Raw genomic sequence first — 22,175 nt, 5'->3', positions numbered from 1 at the left:
TGTCCAGTGAACGGGGATTCGAATGGCGAATGCTGAACGGTTTGTTGCATTCCGTGGGTTTGGGGATGCCGTGCACTGGCCTCCGGTCGTGGGCAAGACGGCCACGCTGCGCGCCGCAGGGGTGGTCGAGATCTTTTTCGTGTGGGACCCGGCCAAAAAGACCTACGCCGGGTGCCTGCGCTGGCTTGGCAAAGCAACATTTGCCGGCGGTTCCGGTCCGTGGCCGGTATTCAAAGGCGCGCTGGCCACCCTGCCCTATGTCCATGCGTTTTCCGACAGCCAGTTGAACGAGGCCTTCGCAGCAGCCATGGACGGTGAACTCGTCTACCGGTTCGATGAATCGGGAAAGCACGTGAGCAAGGGCGAGCGGCTGCGCTTCGAGGGCATCACCGTTCTCGAACAGTATGCGTTGCCGGTTAAAGACGGCGCGGAGACGGGCGCGCAGGCCTGCCAGATGCGCATACCGCTGCTGGGCGAATACCGGATCGGCGGTGCCGGCGGCCAGGTACATACGAGCGCGATCCAGATCGGCCACCGGAACCACCCTTCCCTGCGCCTCAACCTTGGCCTGCGACTGCCCGCACCGATGACTGAAACGCAGCGCGAACACGACACGCCGGTATTGTCGTTCTCAGCGCTGTATGCAGCGCAGCTGGACGACCTGCCGGCCATCGGCACAGCCCTGGTGTACAACAATCTCAACTACGGGCCGCCCGGCGCGAACGTCGAGGTGGCGCTGGAAGACGGCACGCTGGCTGACATCCGCTTCGCCAGGTACGGCGACACGCGGGGCTATGCCATTCCCGAACCGACGACGAACTGGCCGACCTCGCGAACGATCCTGACGGGCGTTCTGCGCACGCTTGGCATCAGGTTCGCCGGCACGGACCCCGATGCACGGTTCACGGTCGTCACGCCGTATGCGCGGAGCTCTCCACTGATACGGATGCCCTCGGTGACGTTGCGCGCGCTTGCACCGCAGGGCACGGAAGCGCCTCGCTATCTTCTGCGCCAGTGTTTCGCGATCAGGACCGAGCCGGGCGCGCAGGGCGCCATCTCAGAAGACAAATCCGATATCCGCGTGCGCGGCGGGAAATTCCAGGTCCGGGCGCCCGGCGGCGGCCACCGCTGGCTGTCACTGGGCAAGACGATCTATATCGTGATCGAGGTCGAAGGTGTGATCGCCAGCGTTTTCGCCGCGCAGCCCGAGATGACAGTCGGGGTGCGGATCGGATGGTCCGAAGCGCTCGAGACGCTGGCGGCGACGTCCGAGCTGCTGCGCCCGGCCGCGGCCATCGAAGACGGTGCGGGCGTCGGCGAACTGCTGGGCGCGAGCTTCGCGTCGATGCGCTTGGCGCATGCCGGCCTGCGTCACTTGTCGCCGCGGCAGCCGCAATCCTTGCTGCCGGAGGTGAGCCTGGCGCCCGGACTGGCGGAGCAGAGGCGCTATTTCGCGATGTTTGCCAAATACCAGGATGTCCGCTTGGATGAACACGGGAAATTTCCCGTCGCCGCAGCCGACGGTCTGGCAATCGACGCCTTCCGCGCCAGCCTGGAAACGGCCGATGTACTGGCCAATCCGGCCAAGGCGGAGGACCATGTGCGTCTGCGCCTGACGGCAAGCTGGCCGTCGTTCCACTACGAGACGAGCGCCAACAACACGCGCCATGCGCTGGTCCTGGTGCATGAGGCGCAAGCCTTCGGCACGCGCCGGCACACTGGCGCGCAGCGCCTGGAAGCGCAAGATCATCTGGTCTGGGTCGCGATCGAGGAGCTGGCCACGGCGGCACGCGAGTTGTACTCCAACCTGGGCGGCATGATTTTCTTCCAGTCGGGCACGAGCGTGCTGTATGCGGCGCCCGATGCAGCGACCCAGCCGTCCACGCTGCGTGTCGGCGCGCGCGCGCCGCTCGACCTGGGGTTGCAGCCGGGTCACCCGCTGGCAACCGGCAATCTCACGTTGAAGCTTGTTTTCTCCATCAATTCCGCAACACCAGCCGGCGTCGATATCGAACGCGGCGACCGCTCGCTGCGCCCGGGGCCGGTCCTGTTGCAGGAACAGCCTGGCGGGGTGCCGGCGGCCGAAGCCCGGTATTACCTCGCGATCACCGAGTCGATCAGCGAAGACAACGACTGGCGCCTGACTGCCCAACTCAACGAGAACGAACAATGGCGCGCGGACGTCAAGACCGTGCTGTTTTCCGAGCAGCCATTCGCGGTCCACCGCTTCTGGTCGAGCCCGCTAGGCTCGCTGGGCGGCACCGATACCACCATTGTCGGAACCTATGACAGCGACAAGGGCAACTGGGAAGTCAGGCGCGATGGCCGCAGCTACCATTACGTGCTGCCACCGCAGTCGGTTGGCGAAAGCATGGACAAGCCGCGCCGGCTCGAGCTGCACGACGCCGACCCCAAGGATCTTGCCGCTCACGGTTACCTCAGTCCGGTCCCGCCGGGCGACGCCGCGCTGCGGCGCTACCCGGTCGAGTTTCGCCTGACGCCGCCGGCCGAACTGTGGATCGCGCCCACTGACGTCGAACGCAACTACTTTGCGCCGCCATGGGCCAGCGCCAGGATTTTCCGGCAAAAATCCGAACTGGGTGTCGGCGCCGCGCTGACGGCCTTGCGCGCCGAGTTCGTGTACGGCCTGCCGGTGTCCGTCACGCCCGCTGCCGAGCGCGGACCGGCCCGGCGCGCCCGGGTCGCCGAGATCGAGGCGCTGATTGGCCATCCAATGACCGCCAACGCCGAGTCGCGCGAGGAGCGCGAAGTGCATTGGAAACGCGTGCGCTCGGTGCTGGCGCGGCGCCCCGAGCGACTGGAAGTCTGGGCCGACGATCCAAGCAGTACCCTCGCTTTCGCGCCGGCCCGTTTTGCCGACAGCGCACGATTCTGCCTGCGCCAGACCGCGCTGCACCGGCCGGCCGTGCCGGCTGCCGACCTTGTCCCGGTCGACGGCATGACCTGGCCGCGCCAGCAGGTGCGCGATGCGTCGCCACGGCTGCACCCGCGTGGCCTGGCCGGCGGTGCACTGTGGCCGATCGAGTCGTTCAACGTCCTCAACATGGTCGTATCCGCACCCGCCGCGCAAGGGGGGGCGATCGAACAGATCGCCCTCTCCGCGCATGGCGGCGACGCGGAGCAGGACGCGCGATTCTGCAACGGCATCGTCGCCGTCATCACCTCGACCCGGAGCGGCTTCGTCCACCGCCAGAAGGTCGAAGTGCTGGGCCGCATCGGCGTGTTCTGGCACCGCGCCAAGCATGTCGTCATCTACGAACGCACTGTCAATCCATCGGCCCAGTTCACGCCCGAAGGCGGCCTGGGTTCGCGCACGCGGCGGCCGGTGCTGCGCAAGATCAGCGAATACATTGAGATCCTGCAACCGGAACGGCGCTACCCGGACATGCCGGGTGCGGCGCTGCATACCTGCGGTTTCCTGCGCGGGGTGCGCTTCAACAGCCAGATCATTCCGGTCGATAGCGCCTGGGCCGAAGACGTGGGTACGATCGGCTGGCAGATCCCGCTGTGGAACCGCCATGCGGCCCAGGTCAGGCCGCAAGTCTACGTGCGGCCTGACACCGCCTTCGTGACGGCGGCCGAAGGCAAGGAGAAGGATGCTGAAACGGCGCAGGAGTGCCTGAATCCCGACAATCTCTATTTTTTCAGCGACACGACCAACGTCGATGACCGCACCGATCTATGGAAAGCGCGCCTGGGCATCGACTTCACCAACCTGCCGGCGCCCTGTCATGACTGGCCGGCCAGCCAGCGCACGGGCGACCCCACGGGCGCGGACGACGGTGGCAACGCGGCGCGCGTGCCGCCCGGCTTCGCACGCTTCACCTGGCTCCTGGCGCCCCCCGCGCAGCGCACCACCATCAATGCCGGCCGTGCCGAACAGCCCGTGTACACCGCGCTCGAGTCGATCACCTTCATGCGTGGCGGCGGCGCGCAAGCGGCCACCCCGGTGGCGCCGGACGACCCTCTGATGATCGGCGCGGCGCTCGCAAACGCGGCTCCGGCCCCGCTGTTTTCGGGGCCGTGGATGAAGGCCAGCGCCTTGCCGGCCGGCGGCCCCCTGACCGACTTTTCCGAGAAACTGGCCGCTGCCTCGACCGCCCTGCGCGCCGGGTTTTCCGCGGACCCGATCAAGCAGACGGAACTCAAGACGATCATGGACACACTGGGCACCGCCGCCGGCGCCGTCCAGGTAGGCGAGCTTCCAACAGAACTCGGCAAGATCAGCGCAGCCTACAAGGCCACGCTCGGCGTCTTCGGCGATGGCCTCAAGAAGGTCGAGGATGGCCTGCCGGACTACTGCGCGACCATGAAGACCAATCTGTCGGCGGCGCTCGGCGCGAAACGGCTGGCGATGGTGCAGGAAATGCGGGCCTGGGAAGCGCAGACGCAGGCGCGCATCGCGGCTACACCGGAGGTGTTCGAGACCGCGTTAGCGAGCGAGCAGATGTTGCTCGCGTTTCTCGAGGAGGAAATGGCCGACTTCCTGATGCCCGTGTTCTCCGGGACGGAGTTTGAAGTCGGCAAATTGCGGCGCGGGATAGAAAGCGCCAGGTCGGCCATCGCCGACGTACGCGCCGAGATCGTCGCCCGCATCGAGGGCAGCCTCGCCCGGTTGCAGGCCGTGCGCAAAGCGATGGACCTGGAAAAACCGTGGTCGCAGGCGCGCATGGCGCAATTCGGCGCGCAGCTCGACGACGTGTTGCGGCGCGCCTTCGAGGCAATCAGCGCCGCGGTGCGGGATGCGCGCCGCCGTCTCGCGACCGAACTCGACGACCTGAGCCGGCGCGTCGGCACGGCGGCCGCGCGCGCGCTCGACGGCATCGATGCCGGCCAGCGCGCGCTCGACGCGTGGCTGGCGCTGAACGGCAAGCTCGAAGCGCAGGTCGGCGCGCTGGTCGATGCACTGCAGATGCAACCGCAAGGCATCGGCAAACTGGCCGGCGACGCCAGGGCGGCCCTGGAGAAGGCAAGGAAGGACCAACCTGGGCAGACGGCGAAGATCGATGCCATCCTTGCCGGCATCGACGACTTCACGTCCCTGGTTAACAATTCAACCACATATGCCGCGGACCTCGGCACTGTGTTGGTGCATGCCGGACGCACAATATCGAAGGAAGCGATGCAGGCCGCGGATCGGGTGCGCGCGCTCGCCGGCGTTGCCGGATCGCCCATTCGGGCAATCCTGGACCAGCTCAAAACCGACCTTGATGGCGTGCAGGGCGATATCGTCGAGGAGGTGCGCACGGCGATCGATGCGCTGCGGCTGCCGCTGCAGGAGACGCTTGCCCAGGTGCTGGCGCTGCTCGCCAATGGAGGCAGCTGGATCGATGCCGTCATCGCCATTACGGTGGAGCGGATCACGCAAGAGTCGGCGCGCTGTGTCGAGGTCATCAATACGGCGGGCACGGTGATTGACGAGGTAGCGGAGCATTCGCTCGATGCCGTCAGGGAGGTCGAAATGGCGCTCGCTCCGGCACCGCTGGTCGGCGCGATCGTCGGGATCGTACTGGACGACGCGAGGGTCGGCCGCTTGATGCAGGAGCTGGTACAAACGCTCGCCGTCCTGCAAGGCACAGCGCAATGGAAACTGGCAGCCGGCGCGGCACTCGGCGAGATCGTCGACGAGGCCGTCGGTATCGTCGAAAAACCGTTTTCGCTCGGCGGTGACTATCTGAACGGGCTCGATGAGGCCTGCCGGCGTTTCGCCGGCGGCATCAGGAATATCCGCAATCAGCTGACCGCGGAGGTGGCGGAAATTCTCGAACCGCTGCGCGCCAGCCTGGAGAAGTACCAGGCAGAGGTCATGAACGGCCTCGAGGAGGCACTCGGCGATCCTGCCAAATATGCCGAACTGGTCCGCAAGTTCGATGGTTTCGACCGCGATGTACGCGTCATCGGCAGCGACCTCGCCAGCAGCGGTCAGAAAGCCCAGGCGTATGGCGAGCGGGTGGTCGATGCGATCGGCAATATCGGCGCAGGCGGGCTGGATGCGGCGCCGGGCAACATCCTCAAGGCCTTTGCCGCGGCCGGCGATCCGCCGACGATGCCCAATCTCGACTTCGCCAAGGAACGCCTGGCCTATTACCTGGGCGCGGTCAACGACGTCGTCGACATTACCCCGGTGACGGCGCGCTTCGGCGCGCTGGCCGAGGGCCTGGCGTCGATGGGCCTGAACGCCCCCTGCGACCGTATCGGCAACTGGCTTGAAACGATGGACCTCTCCAGGCTCGATATCGGCGCCGTCATCGACAAGTTCGCCGGCTGCGAGCTGGGCAAACTGCTCAAGGGGCAGACATTCGCCAGCCCGATGCGCGATGCCATCCGTATCACCCACGATTTCGACCAGAAGCGGGCGCGGGCCTGGGTCTGCATCGACGTCAACGTGCCGCTCGATGGCAGGCACCCCCTGTTTTCGGTCGGGCCGTTCAGCCTCGACCTGCTCGACGCCAACCTGGTCGGCCAGGTGCGCCTGGAAGCGGCCGCCGACAGCGACAAGGTCGAACAGAGCGGCAGCGCCACCATCACCACGGCCTTCGACGCGGTGGTCGGCGGACAGAGCATGGTCACCCTGAACAAGGTAGAGCTGCGCTATGACAAGAGCGGCAGCCTGAAGGTCGACTTCGACCCCAAAAACCTCAAACTCAATCCCACGTTCCAGTTCATCCAGAACACGCTGCAGTCAATCGTCGGCGACGAATTCGGCGGCCTGAAAATCGTCAAGCGCGACGGCATCCCGGTCGGCGTCGAACACCTGTTCAGCATGCCTCCGATGAACCTGATGTTCGGGACCAGCGGCGTGCAGAACCTGCAGATCGCGAACCAGTTCCAGCTGCTTGCCTACCCCGACTTCATGATCGCCAACCGTTTTTCGCTGGCGCGCCCCGACCTGCCCTTCATCTTTTCGGTCTTCATCATTGGCGGCACAGGATGGCTGACCGTGGACTGCGAATACCGGCCGTTCACGAACGAATTGCTGGTCGTGGTGGAAGCAGGCGCCGGCGGCTCGGCGTCGCTCGGCTTCGGCTTTGCAGGCTGTACAGGTTCAGTGGCGATCACCATCAGCGTGGCGCTGACTTACCGCAAGCTGATCGGCAAGCCTGGCGGCGGCCTGACGGTAGCGCTGGTGGTGTTGATCGTCGGCACAATCGATGTTCTGTGCATCGCGAATGCAACGCTCAGCTTGCTGTTACGGCTCTCGTACCGCGAGAACGGCGATATCGACGCCAGCGGGACCTTCCGGCTGAAAGTGCGCATCTCGCGCTTTTTCGAGGTCAGCGCGGGCGGCGAGGCGCGCTACGCGATGCGTGGCGGAAAAAGCGAGTCAAGCAGCTCGACCAGCAGCGACTACAAGCTCAGCGCCGACAGCCTGAAAAAAGCCAAGAAGCTTATCGATGGACAGAAAGGCTGAACCATGACCGACACCATCTTGTGCGTCAGCGATGAAGAACCGGTCGCGTTTCACCCCGAGAACAGCCGCGGCTTTTCCGTCAGGCTCAGTTACCGGGTCGAGGACGGCGACGAGGCCTCGGCCAGGGACGATTACGGCAAGTTCCTCGCCGCCCTCGAAAACGTCCGCTTCGCCGCTTATGCGGTGACCGGCAATACGCTTGTCCGCGCCGCTGACCCGCTGGTACTCGCGGAAGACTATGCCGCGCCTTACCGCGATGAATTCTTCAAGTGGCTGGCGGCGCGCGCGAGCGCACATGAAGCCAGGCAGAAGGCCAAGGCAAAGGCAGCCGCATTCGCGAACACGACGCCGGCCGCGCACGAGGCGCCGGCGCCATTTCCCGCCCGTTTCTTCGTCGCGGCAGCCGCCGGCACCGCCAGCCCCGTGGTCAAGAGCGAAGACACGCTCGGGGCCGAAGACATTGTGCTGGCGGCCGCGAGCTGGATCGCCCCGGTTCCGCAACGTCTGCACCTGGCCTTCGTCCTGCGGGTAACCGATATCGCCCCCGGGACCGCGGTGGTTTTCCTGCCCTACTTTGAAGAAAAGGTCCCGGCCGACACGTACACCCCGATCGCGGTCCCGGCGCAGGGAGCCATGCTGCGGCTGAGCGATTACGCCAGCGTGGAGGGACGCTCGTGCGAAACCAGCGTGAGCAAACCCGTGGGTACCGGGCAGCCAAGCACCACCATCGACTACCGGAACGGCTTCGCGCAGGCCGGTGCCGGCTCGGAAGCGGGCTACCGGATGCTGGCCCGCGTCGAACAGCGCGCGGGGTCGCTGATGAATGGGCTCCTCGGGGTGCGCGAACTGTCGAACTCGATCCGCTGGCCGGCCGGCGCGGAGGATGCGCCAGCGGATTCGCCGGGCCTGCAGGCACTCAGGCTGCTTTCCTGGAGCGCTGTGCATGCCCTCGCGACCTCGCTCGACACGATCCTGATTGCCCTGCTCATGCCCGGGCGTGGACAGCGCGACGGCGCGCTTCTGGGGCCGTTCCTGGATCTGCTGATCGAGCAGCTGACCGGCGCCCTCGGCGACAAGGTCGAAGCGGTGCTGCCTGAGCGCACACGCCGCACGACAGTGCGCCAGTGCGCACGCGACGCCATCCGCGCTGTCTTTGCCGTCGCGCCGGCCGATACGGACGCCGATGCCCCCGTGCGCGCGACACTGGTGCAACTGCTGGAAAGCGTATGCCGGATCGAGAACACCCCGAACCCGTCCCTTGCGCAAGCGGACACCTGGCGTGACAGCCTGCTGGCGTATTACGTTACGCCCAGCGACGAGAACCGCGACCGCATTCTTTCGGCATTGAAGAAAATGCGCACGAATCCGGGTAAAGACCCTGCGCCCGCGCCGGCCCAGCTGCTCGACCAGGGACTGGCGCTGTTACAGGACCGGGTCTCCAGCGAATCCGGGGCCGAGGCCACGATCGGGCGGATGCTCGCACTCGACGGCGTTATCGATGCATTCGCCGCCAAGCTGGCGGGCGGCGATGACGACATTGCAAAGCGCGCACGCAGCGCCTGGACAGACGCCCTCGACGCGTTCAGGCAGCGTCTCGCCGGCGACATGAACGGCGCCGAGGCCGCGCGCCACGCGGTCGGTTCGCTGTTGGCCGACCTGCTGCTGCTTGGTGGGGCCGAGCCCGGCGAGCGTGGCACCGCGGCGCAATTGACGCAGGCCTTCGATGACAGCCTGTTCTGGCACCGCCGGCTGGGTATGCGGCGCGGCGATGGGTCGCCGCCGCCGGACCAGGAGCACATGGACTCCCTGGTCGCCATGCTGCCGCGGCCGGTTGCCGATTTCGCCGCCTACATCGGCCAGCCGGACCAGCTACCAGCACGGGTGCGGCGCCTGGACGATGTGGCCGGCCTGATGCAGCACGCCGCCAAAGCCGACCTGTTCCCGTCCGACACGGCGCGTTTCCTGCCCGACCACGCGCCCCAGGCACTGCCGGTGCGGCTGACCATCGATCCGGCAGCCGACGACGATGACGACAATGTCGACGACTTCGCCGCCGCCTTTTCCGGCGTCGCCCTGACGGTGCGCCGCGGCGGCGCTGCCGCGGCCGGCGAGGCGTGGGCTTATGCCAACCTCGCCGAGGTCGAATTTCCGACTGCCCCCGGGCTGCCGACGGCAAACGCCGGGTCCATCCAGCCGATCCCGACGACAGTGACCGACAGCCGCCGCACGCTCTTCGTCGCCTACGATGGCCTGCCGATCGCAAGCTCGGCCTTCGACAACACCCTCAGCGCCCCCGCCGCGGCCACCTGGGACAAATTCATCGCGACCGACTATCCGGACGTCCATCCTGGCTATGCGCCGGTGGCGCCTCTGGCATATGGCGCGCACTACGACATCGCCGCGCACGCCGTCGGCCGCGCCGGCACGCTGCCGCTGGACTTGCAGGAGAGCGGCGGCGCCGTACCCTGGCGGCCGGTGTCCGCGATCCCTCCGGACCGCATCGAGGAAGGCTATGTGACGCGCTATCCGTATTCGCGCCGCACGGCGCTCGGCCGCACGGGGATCACACCCTTGCGCGGCGCCGGCGAATCGATGCCTGACGGACTCAAGCCGCTCGCGGCCGATTATCCGCGCCTGGGCCTGTCCAGCAGGCATGGCCAGTTCCTCGACGTGTATCGCAACAATGACGGCAGCGGCAGTATCGAATTGCCGCAAAAAACTGGAACGACTACGCGCGCTACCCTGCGCGACCTGTGGCTGTGGGCTGCCAATGGAAGCGTTGTCGAGATCGGCATCGCATGGTTCACGGCGGCCAACGCAGGGGCCAACGCCATCGACGAATTGGTGGTGAAGGCGTCCTCGGGCCGGCTCGGCGACGTGGTCGCGGAGATCAAGCGCATGGACGGCGTCGCCGAAGGCGACCCCGAGAGCTATTCCATGCGGATTTTGCTTGACGGCACAAAGCTGGAAGAAAAATCATTCACGGCCCGCGCCGGCAGCGCCTGGCTGCGCCTGCGCGTCGGCGCCATCGACGGCAAGGCCGCCATGACGCTGGCCGATCCCGCGGCGGATTCGCCAGGCGGCGCGGCGGCCTCGCGGCCGGTTCCGGACAGCCTGGTCCTGCTGGGAGAAACCGGATCCGCGCTCTGGAAGGAGCCGTTTTCGCGCCCGGTGCGGGCGATCGTGCAATACCCCCGGGTTGGCTATCTCGATTTTGCGCGCTGGGTCGCCAATCCGGTGCTGCGCAAGCAGGTGTTCAATGCCATGCCCAGGGCCGACGAATTCCTGGAGCAGCTGCTCGGCGCCTATATCGCACGAACCGGGGACGCGGAACTGGCGCGGCTGCTCGAGCGTCTGCCCGATCCCGCGGTGTCGGAGCTTCGGCTCGAACTGGTGGCGACCGATGCGCTGCTGGACGAGCCGAAGAACCTGACCGGCGATACGGCGCTGCAGGCCGCGCACCGGACTGTGTCCTTGCGGCCCCTCGGCGATTTGCTGATGACCGCGGCCTATGGCAAGTGGCTCGACGGTGGGCACATCAAGGCAATGCTGTCGTGGCTCGATCAGGCACTCAGCCTGGCAGTGCAAATCGAGTCGCGTCCAGGCCGGATCGGGTTGTCGCCGGGGGCGAACGTGGTGGCCAACGTGCCGCCCGGCGTCGTCGCGCGCTTTTCGGCACGCCCGGCGGTGCGCCGCGCGCTGTTCCAGCCGGATGCCGCAGGGTTTCCAAGCGTGATGGACGAGCGTCTCCTGCAATGGGCGGTCGGCTTCGACGACACCGGCGACCATGCAAGCTTCAACGGCGACAGTATCCAGATCGAGGCGATGCTGGGCGCCTTGAGCCATGAAAAAGACGAGGGCTGGCGCCTGAGCCGCACGGCTTGGTTCGACAAGGCGCATGCGGCCATCGTGCACGAACCGGAGAACTGGGCGCGCGCATACCGCCTGATGGCAGCCCCGCCGGCCGACGACTGGCGCTGGCGCCAGCTAGGTGGAGTGGATGTGTCGACGCAACGATGGCGCTTTTCCGGCCGCCCGATCTACACCTGGATCAAGCCCAAGCGGGACGGGAAGCATGCACTCGCAGCGGGCGGCCAGACATCGATCCAGCTCGCTCACGATCACCCCCAGCTGCAGGAGTTCGAATCGGAGGCGTTCTACGGCCGCGCGCCGTATGACGCCGAGGTCGAAAGCGCTCTGCTGCTGCCGCTTCCGGAAAGCACCGAACTGATCGACGTGCCTTGGGAAGACGCGTCCGCGACAATGTTCCGCCATCGCTTCACTTTGCGTTCGCGCTATGCCGCCGCCATGCGCAACCCGCGAAACGGGTCCTGCGACGCCTGGCCGGCCGTGGCCGCACAGGCGCAGCAAGGCTGGATCCGCATCGCCATGCTGGCCGACCGCTCCCATCTGATCCTGACGCGTCCGCAGCTGCGGGCGCTGGTACCGGCTACGAGCTCGGCCGACGAGGGCGACAGCGCGAATCCGCCGCTGATCGGGCTGCTGCAGGAGCGCCCGTTCTGCAATGGCGGCCTGGCGGCCCGTGTTGCCGCCGAAATCAGGACCGGCATCGGCTTCGAACTCATCACCCAAACCGCGCCACTGGATGCACGCAAGGAACTTGGACCGGATCCCCGTCTGTCCTACTTCGGCATGCAAGACGACGATGCGCGCACCGTTGTACTGGCGGCGGAGGGCCCGATCGGGCTGACCTTCGACGCCGACGACGCGGCGGCCCCGGCATTCTCAAGCACGGCGCTGCTGCTGGCGCCAAGGCGCCTGGCGGGCGGCACGACGGACGCCGGACCCACGCTCGCCAGCGCGCAACTGGCCGAGCATTTCATGAGCGTGGTGCTGCGGCGCTACCTGGACCATCACTGGCTGGTCGACGAACCGACCGCCTTGCCAACCACGGTCGATCAGACGGTCTGGGCGCCGTTCGAACGCACCTGGTGGATCGAATTTCCCGCCTGCGACGGAAGCTTGTCGGTGGCCGGCAAGGCGGACGCGTTCGGCATGGCGACGGCCTGCTGCGTCCCCGCCAAGGAAGGCGGGAACGGCCCGATGCGGGTCACGGTGGACCGCTACGCGGTCGACGGGACCCTCGCCACACGCCCGGCGGCAGCGATTCCCGGTCGCCTGAAGCTGAATCACGACGATCAGCCGCTGACGCTGTGCAGCATTCCCGGCCTTCTTCCGCACGGGGCCGCCGGTGGTTCGATCGTCTTCCTGCACACCCCCCTCGATCCACGGCGTGCGATACTCTCAGTCTTCTTTGTCACCGGGTCCTCGGTGCCAGAGCGCAGCGGCGCGGGCAATGCGCCGACGCTGCTGGCCAGCATCGAATGGTCGGTTCCAGTGACCTGCGAGGCGGCCGAAATCGGGATTCACGGGGCCGGCCATGCCGTTTCCTTGATCAATGCAAGCGCGAGCAGCGCCCTCCAATGGGCCCGCACGAATACGAATTTCGATACGGTATGCGCCGTTGCCCCCGGCGCTGCCGATGCCGGCGGACCGGTCGGGATCAGCGAACTCGCGGTCAGGCGCTCGGCATTCGATAACGGATGGCTGCTGCGTTTCCAGCGGCAGAGCATTGGCTGGTGGATACGGGCGAATCAGTCAACCAAACCCTTCCCGGTGCATGCCCAGCGCCATATCGCGCTCCTGCCCTCGCATCTGCGCGCGGGAATTGGCAAGCCCATCGACGTGCCGTCGCCGGCGGTGATGGCATCCGGGCGTGATATCCGTATTCCGGGCGCCCGCGACGTCGATCGGGTACGCATCATCGAATTCGAAACCTCCGCCGTTATCCTCGGCTACCAGGCGCCCGGCGCGATGACCGTACCGGAACATTATCGCAGCGGCTATATCGACCTGAAGGCAACCGGCTTCGATCGCATGGCGCCGTCGAGCGCCCCCGCCGGCTGGCAGCTTTCCATCCATATTCGCGTGATCGGCGGCAGGCAGGCACTCGAATCGCTGACTTCCTTCCAACTGGCGCTGCGCTCGGAGGCACACGGCGCGAACTGGGTCGCGCTGCCCTTCGTCCGGACGGTCAAGCCGAACCTGCTTTCCTTCGCCTTCGTCGGCAACCTGCCGGTGGCATCCAACGGCACCGCTACGCTGTTTTCCGGCAGCTGTATCAACGCCGACGGCTCGGTCGAGGCAGCCGAGCCGACGCAACTGGTCGAGCCGGACGATGCACAGGTCGCACGCGCATTGCAGGTCGTCCACGTCCCTGGAGAACGCGACCCCGGCAGTCAGGGTCTGGAGCTGCGCTTGAGCAAGGCAAATTTCCAGGCTGGGCATGCCGCCGACTTGTGGCTGGAGATTTCGTTATTGGCGTCGGTGGTCAGGGAGGGACAAGTTACGCCGAGTTTCGTCGATGGGGTCGATTTCGACTGGTTTTTTGGTGGCGCGGCCTTGCGCCCCGACGATGCGGTCACCCTGGGAGAACTGGACAAGATGCGCGAGTCGCAGGCCCGGATCATTTCGGTTTCTCAGCCGATTAATGTGGCCGCTGCGACATGACCGGGGCAGAATCAGGGCGCGGCAGCGGACAAGGACGAAACAATGCTGCGTCCGCTAATTGACAATAGCGAGATCAAGCTGACAGTGCGAGCACCGATGTGGCCAGTATACGATCCGCTGTTTGCTGATACAGCGGATTCCAACCCTGATATTGGCATCGGGCCGCTGTAGCGCGCACATGCACATTTATTCAACCATTTGTGAAAACACTGGTCGCCAGAACGTAACGATAGTCCTAAGGCGCTTGTCGTGCGCACACCGCCTCGCTATTGCACACCCATCGAGCGCCTTTATTACACGCAAGTACTTGGCATCAACAATTGATTTATGATGTAATAGGAAAAAATCGACAAAACGCAGATCAAAGATGATCCACATGCAAAAACATACATTAATATCAGACCTCATCGAGACCTTAGCTCAGCACAAAAGACCAATTATCAACCACGTAATGAATTCTTGGCGGGGATGTGACTTTACGCTGTCCGAGCCTAAGCTAGTCAAAAGCTATGTGATGGATAAAAATGCTGGCGTTGATTACCTCAACAAGAATCTGGCAAAATCGATAAACGGCGCTCAAAATCGTTTCGTTTTAAAGTTCGGCGGGGTATACGCCCATCAAAGACCGTACATAGCCAGGAATTCGACTAATGTATCGACGCATCCGGGCACCAACATCAGCGAAAGATGCGAATTAGCTGACCTATTATGTATTACCGTTTTTGTTGACAATAAGAAAAACGTAATTTCCTCACAAGCCAGTTTTTTTCAAGCAAAAAAAGATGACGTCTTAGATAATCAAACCCAACGGTGGTTTTATGATTTCGACGATCAGTTCGATTATGCTGCCTCATCCTTTTGGGAGAAGACCGCGGCGAATACGGCTGGCCGCAGCATGCCGAACTGGGCCGAACAACGTGCCAGCGCATTCCAGTATCTGATTTTAAACAATGGCACCGCAACTGCTCGCTTAAGCCCGTGGAATGTCAATCACAAACATCTCTTTGGTTTCTTCATCTATCGGCTAATGACATTTTCCGCAGGGAAGTCATATGATTTCAATGAATCCGCTTCCGGTGGATGGTCATCCGTTGTTAATGACGTACTTCGTATGGGTGCAAACAAGATGTCGGGCAAGGCGCGAAACAGTCCTGACCTCGATGAGTTGGTGGACCATTTCAACGACTTTCTCGATCACGACGTTTACTTCCTTGAGAAAAATGACCCTGGTGTTCCTATTGTGATCGCAATCATTCAGGATACCAAACAAGGTTAAAGTGCTGTGACAGAGTTTTGCAACTTTGGTTTGTACGCTACGGCGCAACAGTTCAACTAGCTCTGCCTGTCCGTTTGCGCGTCTCCGAAGGCGTTTCCCCACATCGATCACGGTACTTGCGGTCGAACTCCCGCAAGTGACGGCAGCTCCACTTCTACGAAACGTCTGCAATCGTTACAACGCTCGAATGCTGCAGCCGGTAGCCTCGGCGAAGTCGCGCAGGACGATATCGGAATCGAGGTGCGTGAGTATAGTCGACCGCCAGCCGCAGCTGCTTCTGCAATACCGTCCTGACGTGGACGGTGCATTGAGAACCGCGTTATGTGGCGGAGTGCTCAGCAGCGTGAGCGTGAGCATTTCTTCCATACCAGCCGCGTGGGCATCACAGCGATGCAGCATGCCGGTTGTTCGCGTCACATGATCTACTACGTCATCACCCTGGACGTCAAGCCTGGCCAGCTGCCAGGCTTGCGTTCGCTGGTCATGGAAGTGCGAGAACGAGGGCGACGAAATCCACTCCAGAAAAGCAAAAAAGCGCTGCGCCGCTTTCGCGTTCAACGCCTCTTCAGCTTGCTTTCGATGTTTCTGCCGCCATAATGCAAAAAGCCCATCAACCGAAGCTGATGGGCTTTTACGAATTCTGGTGGGAAGTGCAAGTTTCGAACTTGCGACCCCTGCAGTGTGAATGCAGTGCTCTACCCCTGAGCTAACCTCCCTGACAACGAGGCGTATTATGCCACAAGATTTCTCAACCGTCACCCCTGCTGAGTATAATTTCTCCAAACACACTGCCCTTTGACGCCCTTGTCGAGACCCGCCAGCACCTCTTCGTGCACGGCGGCTTCCTCGGCGCTGGCGGCCACGACGATGATCTCGCCCAGCGGCACGGCATCGAGTTCGATGCCATCGTGGGACGTTTCCATCTCATGCTCCATCGACAGCGAATTCTGGCCGCGCGTCATCGACAGGTAAACGTCGGCCAGCAATTCCGCGTCGAGCAGTGCGCCGTGCAGCTTGCGGTGGGCGTTCGAGACGCCGTAGCGGTCGCACAGCGCGTCCAGCGAGTTACGTTTGCCCGGATGCATTTCCTTGGCGTTGACCAGCGTATCGATCACGCCGCTGCAGTGCGAGACGAAGCTCGGCAAGCGGAGGCGTCCGAATTCGTGGTTCAGGAAGCCGAGGTCGAACGGGGCGTTATGGATGATGACTTCGGCGCCCTGGATATAGGCGCGCAGTTCTTCGGCGACGTCGTGGAACTTCGGCTTGTCGCTGAGGAACTCGGTGGTCAACCCGTGCACCGCGAGCGCGCCCTCGTCGGACTCGCGCTCGGGATTGATGTAGCGGTGAAAATTGTTGCCGGTGAGCGTGCGATTGAACAATTCGACACAGCCGATTTCGATGACGCGGTCACCGGTTCGTGGGTTCAGGCCGGTGGTTTCGGTATCGAGGACAATCTGGCGCATGGCAAGCTAATGATGAAGTAAGGCAAGCCCGTAGTATAGCGCAAGCGGACTCGTCTTAACGGCGCACCGTCGCCGCACCACGGTTCGCCAGCACGTCCGCCCGCTCGTTGCCCGGATGCCCGTTGTGGCCGCGCACCCAGCGCCATTCGACCGCGTGCTGCTGCTGGGCCTGGTCGAGCGCCTTCCACAAATCGTCGTTCTTGACCGGCTCCTTGGCGGCCGTTTTCCAGCCACGCGCCTTCCAGCCGTGGATCCACTCGGAGATACCTTTTTGCACGTACTGGCTGTCGGTGTGCAGCACGACTTCACAGGGACGATTCAGCACGCCCAGGGCTTCAATGACAGCCTTCAGCTCCATCCGGTTGTTGGTCGTGTTCGGCTCGCCGCCGAAGATTTCCTTCTCGTGACCGTCGGCCACCAGCAGCGCGCCCCAACCACCCGCACCGGGATTGCCCTTGCAGGCGCCATCGGTATAAATTTCCACTTTCGTCATGCCGCCGGGTCTTTCCTTGGTTCTATTCTCTATTGGTTGCCGGGACCGCTTGCGGCGCCCGGTTTGACTTCTTGTTCCACGCCGGCCCGATCAGGTGCATGCCTTTTACGCGCTTGACCGCGTGGACGATGTAGACGGCGCCGAGGTAGGGCCACCATTTCTGCCCCGCTCCTTCCATCACGTCGAAGCGGTTGATCCATTGGGCCGTGCGAAACGGTGGCGCGTAGCAGCCGAAGTGGCTGCGCGTGACGCCAAGATTCAACAATTTTAACCAGTCTTTCATGCGGGGCATAGAGATGAATTCGCCTGCCGCCGGCAGGTAGCCAGTGCGCGTGAGCTTGCCGATTCCCTGGCGCAGGCCCCACAGGCTGGCCGGATTGAAGCCGCAGATGATGACTTGCCCCTCCGGAATCAGGACGCGCTCGACCTCGCGCAAGACCTGATGCGGCTCGGCAGCGAACTCGAGTACGTGCGGCAGCACCACCAGGTCGAGGCTTTGCGACGCGAAAGGCAAGTCGGCAAAGTCGAGCGCCACGGCGACCTGCTTGCCGCTGGCGGCGAACTCGATCTCATCGTCGGTCGAAGTACGCGTTGCTGCCTGCCACTTGTTTGGCATGCGGTTGGCGGACAGCGCATCGATCTGCGGCACGCCGATCTGTACCGCGTTGTAGCCGAAGATGTCGGCCGTGAGCTCCTCGAGGCAGGCTTGTTCGAAGGCGCGCACATAGGCGCCCGCCGGCGAAAGCAGCCATTCATCGAGCGCTATAATGGATTTTTCGGATGCAGCGCTATCCATGGCGACCTCTCATGCAAACCAGACCTGAACTTACCGGCAATATCGCCGCGCGTAATGATTTGAGTGTCTTGACCGTACCCGCGTTCAAGGATAATTATCTTTGGCTGATCCACGACGGCCGCCATGCCGCCGTAGTCGACCCCGGCGATTCCTCGCCGATCCTCGCCAGTCTCGAGGAGCACGGCCTCACCCTCACCGCCATTTTACTCACCCATCACCATGCTGACCATATTGGTGGCGTGCCGGCGCTGCTGAAGCGCTTCCCGGTGCCGGTGTTTGGCCCGCGCAATGACGGCATCGACGCCGTTACCGATCCCCTGGACGAAGGCGATTCCTTTACCGTGCCGGGACTGGGCCTGGAACTGGCCGTGCTGGAGGTTCCCGGCCACACCCTCGGCCACATCGCTTACGTGCGCAAGACCCCCGGCCTGCACTGGCTGTTCTGCGGCGACACGCTCTTTGCGGGGGGCTGCGGGCGTTTGTTCGAAGGCACGCCGGCGCAGATGGCGGCGTCGCTGGAAAAGCTCGCAGCCCTGCCTGAGGATACCGAAGTCTATTGTGCGCACGAATACACGCTGTCGAACCTGCGCTTCGCGCTCGCTGTCGAGCCAGCCAACGAAGCGCTGGCGCTGCGCATGCGCGACGAGAGCGCGAAGCGCGCGGCGCACCTGCCGACCGTGCCGTCAAGCATTGGGCTCGAGCGGCGCACGAATCCCTTCCTGCGCTATCGCGAACCCGAGATCGTGGCTTCGCTGGTGGCAGCCGGGAAATTGCGGGATGGCGCGGCGCAGGGAGAGGCTTTCGCCGCGCTGCGTGAATGGAAGAACGTGTTTTAACTACGGTGCGGCTCGCGTCAAGTGTGGGATCTTGCGTAACGGCGAAGGTCCATCCCGGCTACAGCGGACGCCGAAGGCGTCCATGCTCCCCTGATTGTCCAGAATGTGGACCCTTGCCCTGCTTGCCAAGCCCCGGCGTGTTCTTCGCCGGGGCGCCATATTTTGTCACTTGCTTCGTTGGTTAGTTACATTTTTGGAAGAGGGCCAAAAAAAGGCGCCGTCTCAATGACGGCGCCTCCCTTACTGCGTGCGGCTTAGATTTCTTCGTACAGCGGCAGCGTCAGGAATTCCGCGAACTCTTCCGACGTCGACATTTCCTCAAAGATGGTCGCAGCGCGGGCATAGCTCGGATTGTCGCCATTCGGCGCGGCTGCTTTCGCGTTCGCCAATTCCTCGGGAATCATCGTGCGCACCATCTCGGCCGTCACCTTGCGGCCGTCGTCGAGCACGCCTTTTGGCGAGCGGATCCATTGCCACACCTGCGAGCGGCTGATCTCGGCCGTGGCCGCGTCTTCCATCAGGTTGTGGATCGGCACGCAACCGTTACCCGCCAGCCAGGCGCCGAGGTAATGGATGCCGACATTGATGTTGTAGCGCAGGCCTGCTTCCGTGATCGGGGCTTCCGGCTTGAAGTCGAGCAGCTGCTCGGCCGTCACTTCGACGTCCGGACGCTGCTTCTCGATCTGGTTCGGCTTCTCACCCAGCACCTTGGTAAATTCCGTCATCGCCAGCTCGACCAGGCCGGGGTGCGCGACCCAGCCGCCGTCGTAGCCGTCGGTTGCATCGCGCGCCTTGTCGGTACGCACGCCGCCCATCGCGATTTCGTTCTTTTCCGGATCGTTCTTGATCGGAATCAGGGCTGCCATGCCGCCGATGGCGGGCGCGCCGCGCTTGTGGCATGTCTTAAGCAGCAGCAACGCGTACGCGCGCATGAAGGGCGAGGTCATCGTCACCTTCGGACGGTCGGCCAGGCAGAAGTCCTTGTCCAGCTTGAACTTCTTGATGCACGAGAAGATGTAATCCCAGCGGCCCGCATTCAGGCCGGCGCTGTGTTCGCGCAGTTCGTACAGGATCTCGTCCATTTCGAAAGCGGCGAGGATCGTTTCGATCAGCACGGTTGCCTTGACCGTGCCGCGCGGCAGGCCGAGCGCTTCCTGGGTGGCGATGAAGATGTCGTTCCAGAGGCGTGCTTCCAGGTGCGATTCCATCTTTGGCAGGTAGAAATACGGACCGGCGCCGCGCGCCAGCTGCTCTTTCGCGTTATGGAACATGAACAGGGCGAAGTCGAAGATGCCGCCCGAGATGCGCTTGCCGTCGACGAGCACATGCTTTTCATCGAGGTGCCAGCCGCGTGGACGCACGACCAGGGTCGCGACCTTGTCGTTCAGCTTGTAGGACTTGCCGTTCTGCTCGAGCGAGATCGTGCGGCGCACGGCATCGCGCATATTGATCTGGCCGGTGATCTGGTTGTCCCAGTTGGGCGCGTTCGAATCCTCGAAGTCGGTCATGTAGCTGTCCGCGCCCGAGTTCAGGGCGTTGATGACCATCTTGCGCTCGACCGGACCGGTGATTTCGACGCGGCGGCATTCGAGGGCCTGCGGGATCGGGTCGATCTTCCAGTCGCCGTCGCGAATGTGCTTCGTTTCGGCCAGGAAGTCCGGGCGCTCGCCGGCGTCGAGGCGCTTGGCACGCTCGACCCGCGCGGCCAGCAATTCCTGGCGGCGTGGCTCGAACTTGCGGGTCAACATCGCGATGAGTTCGAGTGCCTCAGGCGTCAGGATGGCGTCGAACCCGGGCTTGATCTCGCCCGAGATGTCCAGTCCTTGCGGGGTGGCGATGGTCATGGTGGTGCTCCTTGATGGAAATGGGTGATCGTGCAGGATGATAGTCAATGCGGCCAAGTATATGCCAGCTTGGCGTTTGTCATATCATCAAGTATATTCAACATAAAGTACTTAAACGATACATTTACGCACTTCATCTGTGCATAAATGTCATAGATGGGAATGCATGGGAAAATTCAGGGAAATCTCGACGTTTGTGGAAGTCATTGCGCGCGGCAGCCTGTCGGCGGCGGCGCGGGCCGAAGGCATTGCGCCGGCCATGATCGGGCGCCGGCTCGATGCCCTGGAAGCGCGGCTCGGCGTCAAGCTGCTGCAGCGCACGACGCGGCGCCTGGCCCTGACCGATGAAGGCGCGGCCTTCCTGGAAGACTGCCAGCGTATCCTTGTGGAGATGGAAGAAGCGGAAACGGCCGTGTCCGAACGCAGCGCGCACGCGAAAGGCCATTTACTGGTGTCGGCGCCGGCAGGCTTCGGCCGCCAGCACGTGGCGCCCCTGCTGCCCTCTTTTCTCGCCGAACACCGCGACGTGACGATCAACCTGAACCTGAACGACCGCGTCGTCGACGTGGTCGGCGAAGGGATCGATGTGGCGATCCGCATTGCCAGCCTGGGCGACTCAAACCTGGTCGGCGTGAAACTGGCCGACAATGCGCGTGTGGTGGTGGGAAGTCCCGGCTACCTGAAGCGTCACGGCACGCCGCGGACGCTGGCCGACCTGGCGCGCCACAATTGTCTGGCGATCAGCAGCGAAGGCAGCCAGCGCGGCTGGAGCTTTCGCGACAATCATACAGCGGTGACCTTGAAAGTCGCGGGGAACATGGTCTGTAATGACGGCGAGGTCTTGCACGACTGGGCGCTCGACGGCAAAGGACTGGCCTGGCGTTCGATGTGGGAAGTCGGTGCGCAAATCGAAGCGGGCCGACTGGTGAGGGTGCTCGACGATTATGCCGCGCCGGGCAACGATATTCACGCGGTATTCGCGCAGCGCCGCCACCTGCCGCTGCGGATCCGGGCCTTTGTCGATTTCCTTCGGCGCGCTTATGCGCAACCCGATTATTGGCGGGCGGAAATCAAACAGGGATCGGAAGCGTGAGCAGGGTATAAAAACGGCCGCGATAACGCGGCCGGAAGATCGTTTCGCTACCCTGGTGCGAAACGGCAGACGAAAAAAATCCTCGGCAGAGCCGAGGATTTTTTCATCGGTAATTCAGACGATTAGATCGGCTGGATGTTCGATGCTTGTTTGCCCTTAGGACCCGAGGTCACGTCGAACGAGACGCGCTGGTTCTCTTGCAGGGACTTGAAGCCTTGGCTCTGGATAGCCGAGAAGTGCGCGAACAGATCTTCGCCGCCTTCATCAGGGGTGATGAAGCCGAAGCCCTTCGAGTCATTGAACCATTTAACGATGCCAGTTGCCATTACAATTTCCTATTTCAGTTAAGTGGGCTTACGCCCGTTTATGATCGTTTGAAGTAGCAAGAAAGAAATGACAGACAGACTGCAC

At 63.6% G+C, this 22,175-nt stretch carries 11 protein-coding genes and 1 tRNA gene; 5 read left to right on the top strand and 7 right to left on the bottom strand.

The window, feature by feature from the left end; genetic code table 11:
• Positions 1-70 precede the first annotated feature (70 nt).
• The 3 genes from ACHAC9_RS00760 (at position 71) to ACHAC9_RS00750 (ending at position 15,239) form a co-directional block, all read left to right on the top strand.
• Positions 71-7,432 (top strand): hypothetical protein, encoded by a 7,362-nt coding sequence (locus ACHAC9_RS00760; protein ID WP_435756143.1) that lies wholly within the window; start codon positions 71-73, stop codon positions 7,430-7,432.
• Between the two features lie 3 nt (positions 7,433-7,435).
• A complete protein-coding gene (locus tag ACHAC9_RS00755; RefSeq protein ID WP_435756141.1) occupies positions 7,436-13,963 on the top strand; it encodes a hypothetical protein in 6,528 nt (2,175 codons plus the stop codon).
• A 376-nt stretch (positions 13,964-14,339) separates the two neighbouring features.
• Entirely contained in the window at positions 14,340-15,239 is a 900-nt protein-coding gene (locus ACHAC9_RS00750; protein ID WP_435756139.1) for a hypothetical protein, read from the top strand.
• Between the two features lie 174 nt (positions 15,240-15,413).
• Here ACHAC9_RS00750 and ACHAC9_RS00745 read toward each other — a convergent pair whose 3' ends face one another.
• The 5 genes from ACHAC9_RS00745 to ACHAC9_RS00725 all read right to left on the bottom strand — a co-directional run bounded on the left by ACHAC9_RS00745 (position 15,414) and on the right by ACHAC9_RS00725 (position 17,991).
• A complete protein-coding gene (locus ACHAC9_RS00745) occupies positions 15,414-15,797 on the bottom strand; it encodes a hypothetical protein (protein WP_435756137.1) in 384 nt (127 codons plus the stop codon).
• A gap of 83 nt (positions 15,798-15,880) precedes the next feature.
• Positions 15,881-15,955 (bottom strand) — tRNA-Val (locus ACHAC9_RS00740).
• A gap of 39 nt (positions 15,956-15,994) precedes the next feature.
• Positions 15,995-16,702: a DNA polymerase III subunit epsilon gene (gene dnaQ, locus ACHAC9_RS00735; protein WP_435756135.1), complete on the bottom strand. Its 708-nt coding sequence runs from the start codon at positions 16,700-16,702 to the stop codon at positions 15,995-15,997.
• A 55-nt stretch (positions 16,703-16,757) separates the two neighbouring features.
• The gene (rnhA, locus tag ACHAC9_RS00730) at positions 16,758-17,195 is read right to left on the bottom strand and encodes a ribonuclease HI (RefSeq protein WP_435756133.1); all 438 of its coding nucleotides are present in this window, start codon (positions 17,193-17,195) and stop codon (positions 16,758-16,760) included.
• 22 nt (positions 17,196-17,217) lie between these two features.
• Complete coding sequence (locus tag ACHAC9_RS00725) at positions 17,218-17,991, bottom strand: class I SAM-dependent methyltransferase (RefSeq protein WP_435756131.1); 774 nt, start codon at positions 17,989-17,991, stop codon at positions 17,218-17,220.
• 11 nt (positions 17,992-18,002) lie between these two features.
• Here ACHAC9_RS00725 and gloB point away from each other — a divergent pair, with 11 nt between their 5' ends.
• Positions 18,003-18,827: a hydroxyacylglutathione hydrolase gene (gene gloB / locus ACHAC9_RS00720; protein WP_435756129.1), complete on the top strand. Its 825-nt coding sequence runs from the start codon at positions 18,003-18,005 to the stop codon at positions 18,825-18,827.
• 254 nt (positions 18,828-19,081) lie between these two features.
• Here the strand turns inward: gloB and aceB are convergent, their stop codons facing one another.
• On the bottom strand, positions 19,082-20,671 hold the full coding sequence (gene aceB, locus ACHAC9_RS00715; protein ID WP_435756127.1) for a malate synthase A: 1,590 nt from the start codon (positions 20,669-20,671) through the stop codon (positions 19,082-19,084).
• A gap of 166 nt (positions 20,672-20,837) precedes the next feature.
• Between aceB and ACHAC9_RS00710 the strand changes: the two genes are divergently transcribed.
• Complete coding sequence (locus tag ACHAC9_RS00710) at positions 20,838-21,764, top strand: LysR family transcriptional regulator (protein WP_435756125.1); 927 nt, start codon at positions 20,838-20,840, stop codon at positions 21,762-21,764.
• A 122-nt stretch (positions 21,765-21,886) separates the two neighbouring features.
• Here ACHAC9_RS00710 and ACHAC9_RS00705 read toward each other — a convergent pair whose 3' ends face one another.
• Entirely contained in the window at positions 21,887-22,090 is a 204-nt protein-coding gene (locus ACHAC9_RS00705) for a cold-shock protein (protein ID WP_182988379.1), read from the bottom strand.
• Positions 22,091-22,175 lie beyond the last annotated feature (85 nt).

The sequence above is a fragment of the Massilia sp. CMS3.1 genome (assembly GCF_051262535.1).
In the GTDB taxonomy this organism is placed as follows: domain Bacteria; phylum Pseudomonadota; class Gammaproteobacteria; order Burkholderiales; family Burkholderiaceae_D; genus Telluria.
Note: the sequence above shows the minus strand (reverse complement) of the source record. Positions and strands in the feature narration are given on the sequence as shown.

Bases quoted from the DNA above. Each gene is read 5' to 3' on its own strand.
- ACHAC9_RS00705 (WP_182988379.1), bottom strand. From the start codon at position 22,090: ATGGCAACTGGCATCGTTAAATGGTTCAATGACTCGAAGGGCTTCGGC.
- gloB (WP_435756129.1), top strand. From the start codon at position 18,003: ATGCAAACCAGACCTGAACTTACCGGCAATATCGCCGCGCGTAATGAT.
- ACHAC9_RS00725 (WP_435756131.1), bottom strand. From the start codon at position 17,991: ATGGATAGCGCTGCATCCGAAAAATCCATTATAGCGCTCGATGAATGG.
- rnhA (WP_435756133.1), bottom strand. From the start codon at position 17,195: ATGACGAAAGTGGAAATTTATACCGATGGCGCCTGCAAGGGCAATCCC.
- dnaQ (WP_435756135.1), bottom strand. From the start codon at position 16,702: ATGCGCCAGATTGTCCTCGATACCGAAACCACCGGCCTGAACCCACGA.
- ACHAC9_RS00710 (WP_435756125.1), top strand. From the start codon at position 20,838: ATGGGAAAATTCAGGGAAATCTCGACGTTTGTGGAAGTCATTGCGCGC.
- ACHAC9_RS00755 (WP_435756141.1), top strand. From the start codon at position 7,436: ATGACCGACACCATCTTGTGCGTCAGCGATGAAGAACCGGTCGCGTTT.
- ACHAC9_RS00750 (WP_435756139.1), top strand. From the start codon at position 14,340: ATGCAAAAACATACATTAATATCAGACCTCATCGAGACCTTAGCTCAG.
- aceB (WP_435756127.1), bottom strand. From the start codon at position 20,671: ATGACCATCGCCACCCCGCAAGGACTGGACATCTCGGGCGAGATCAAG.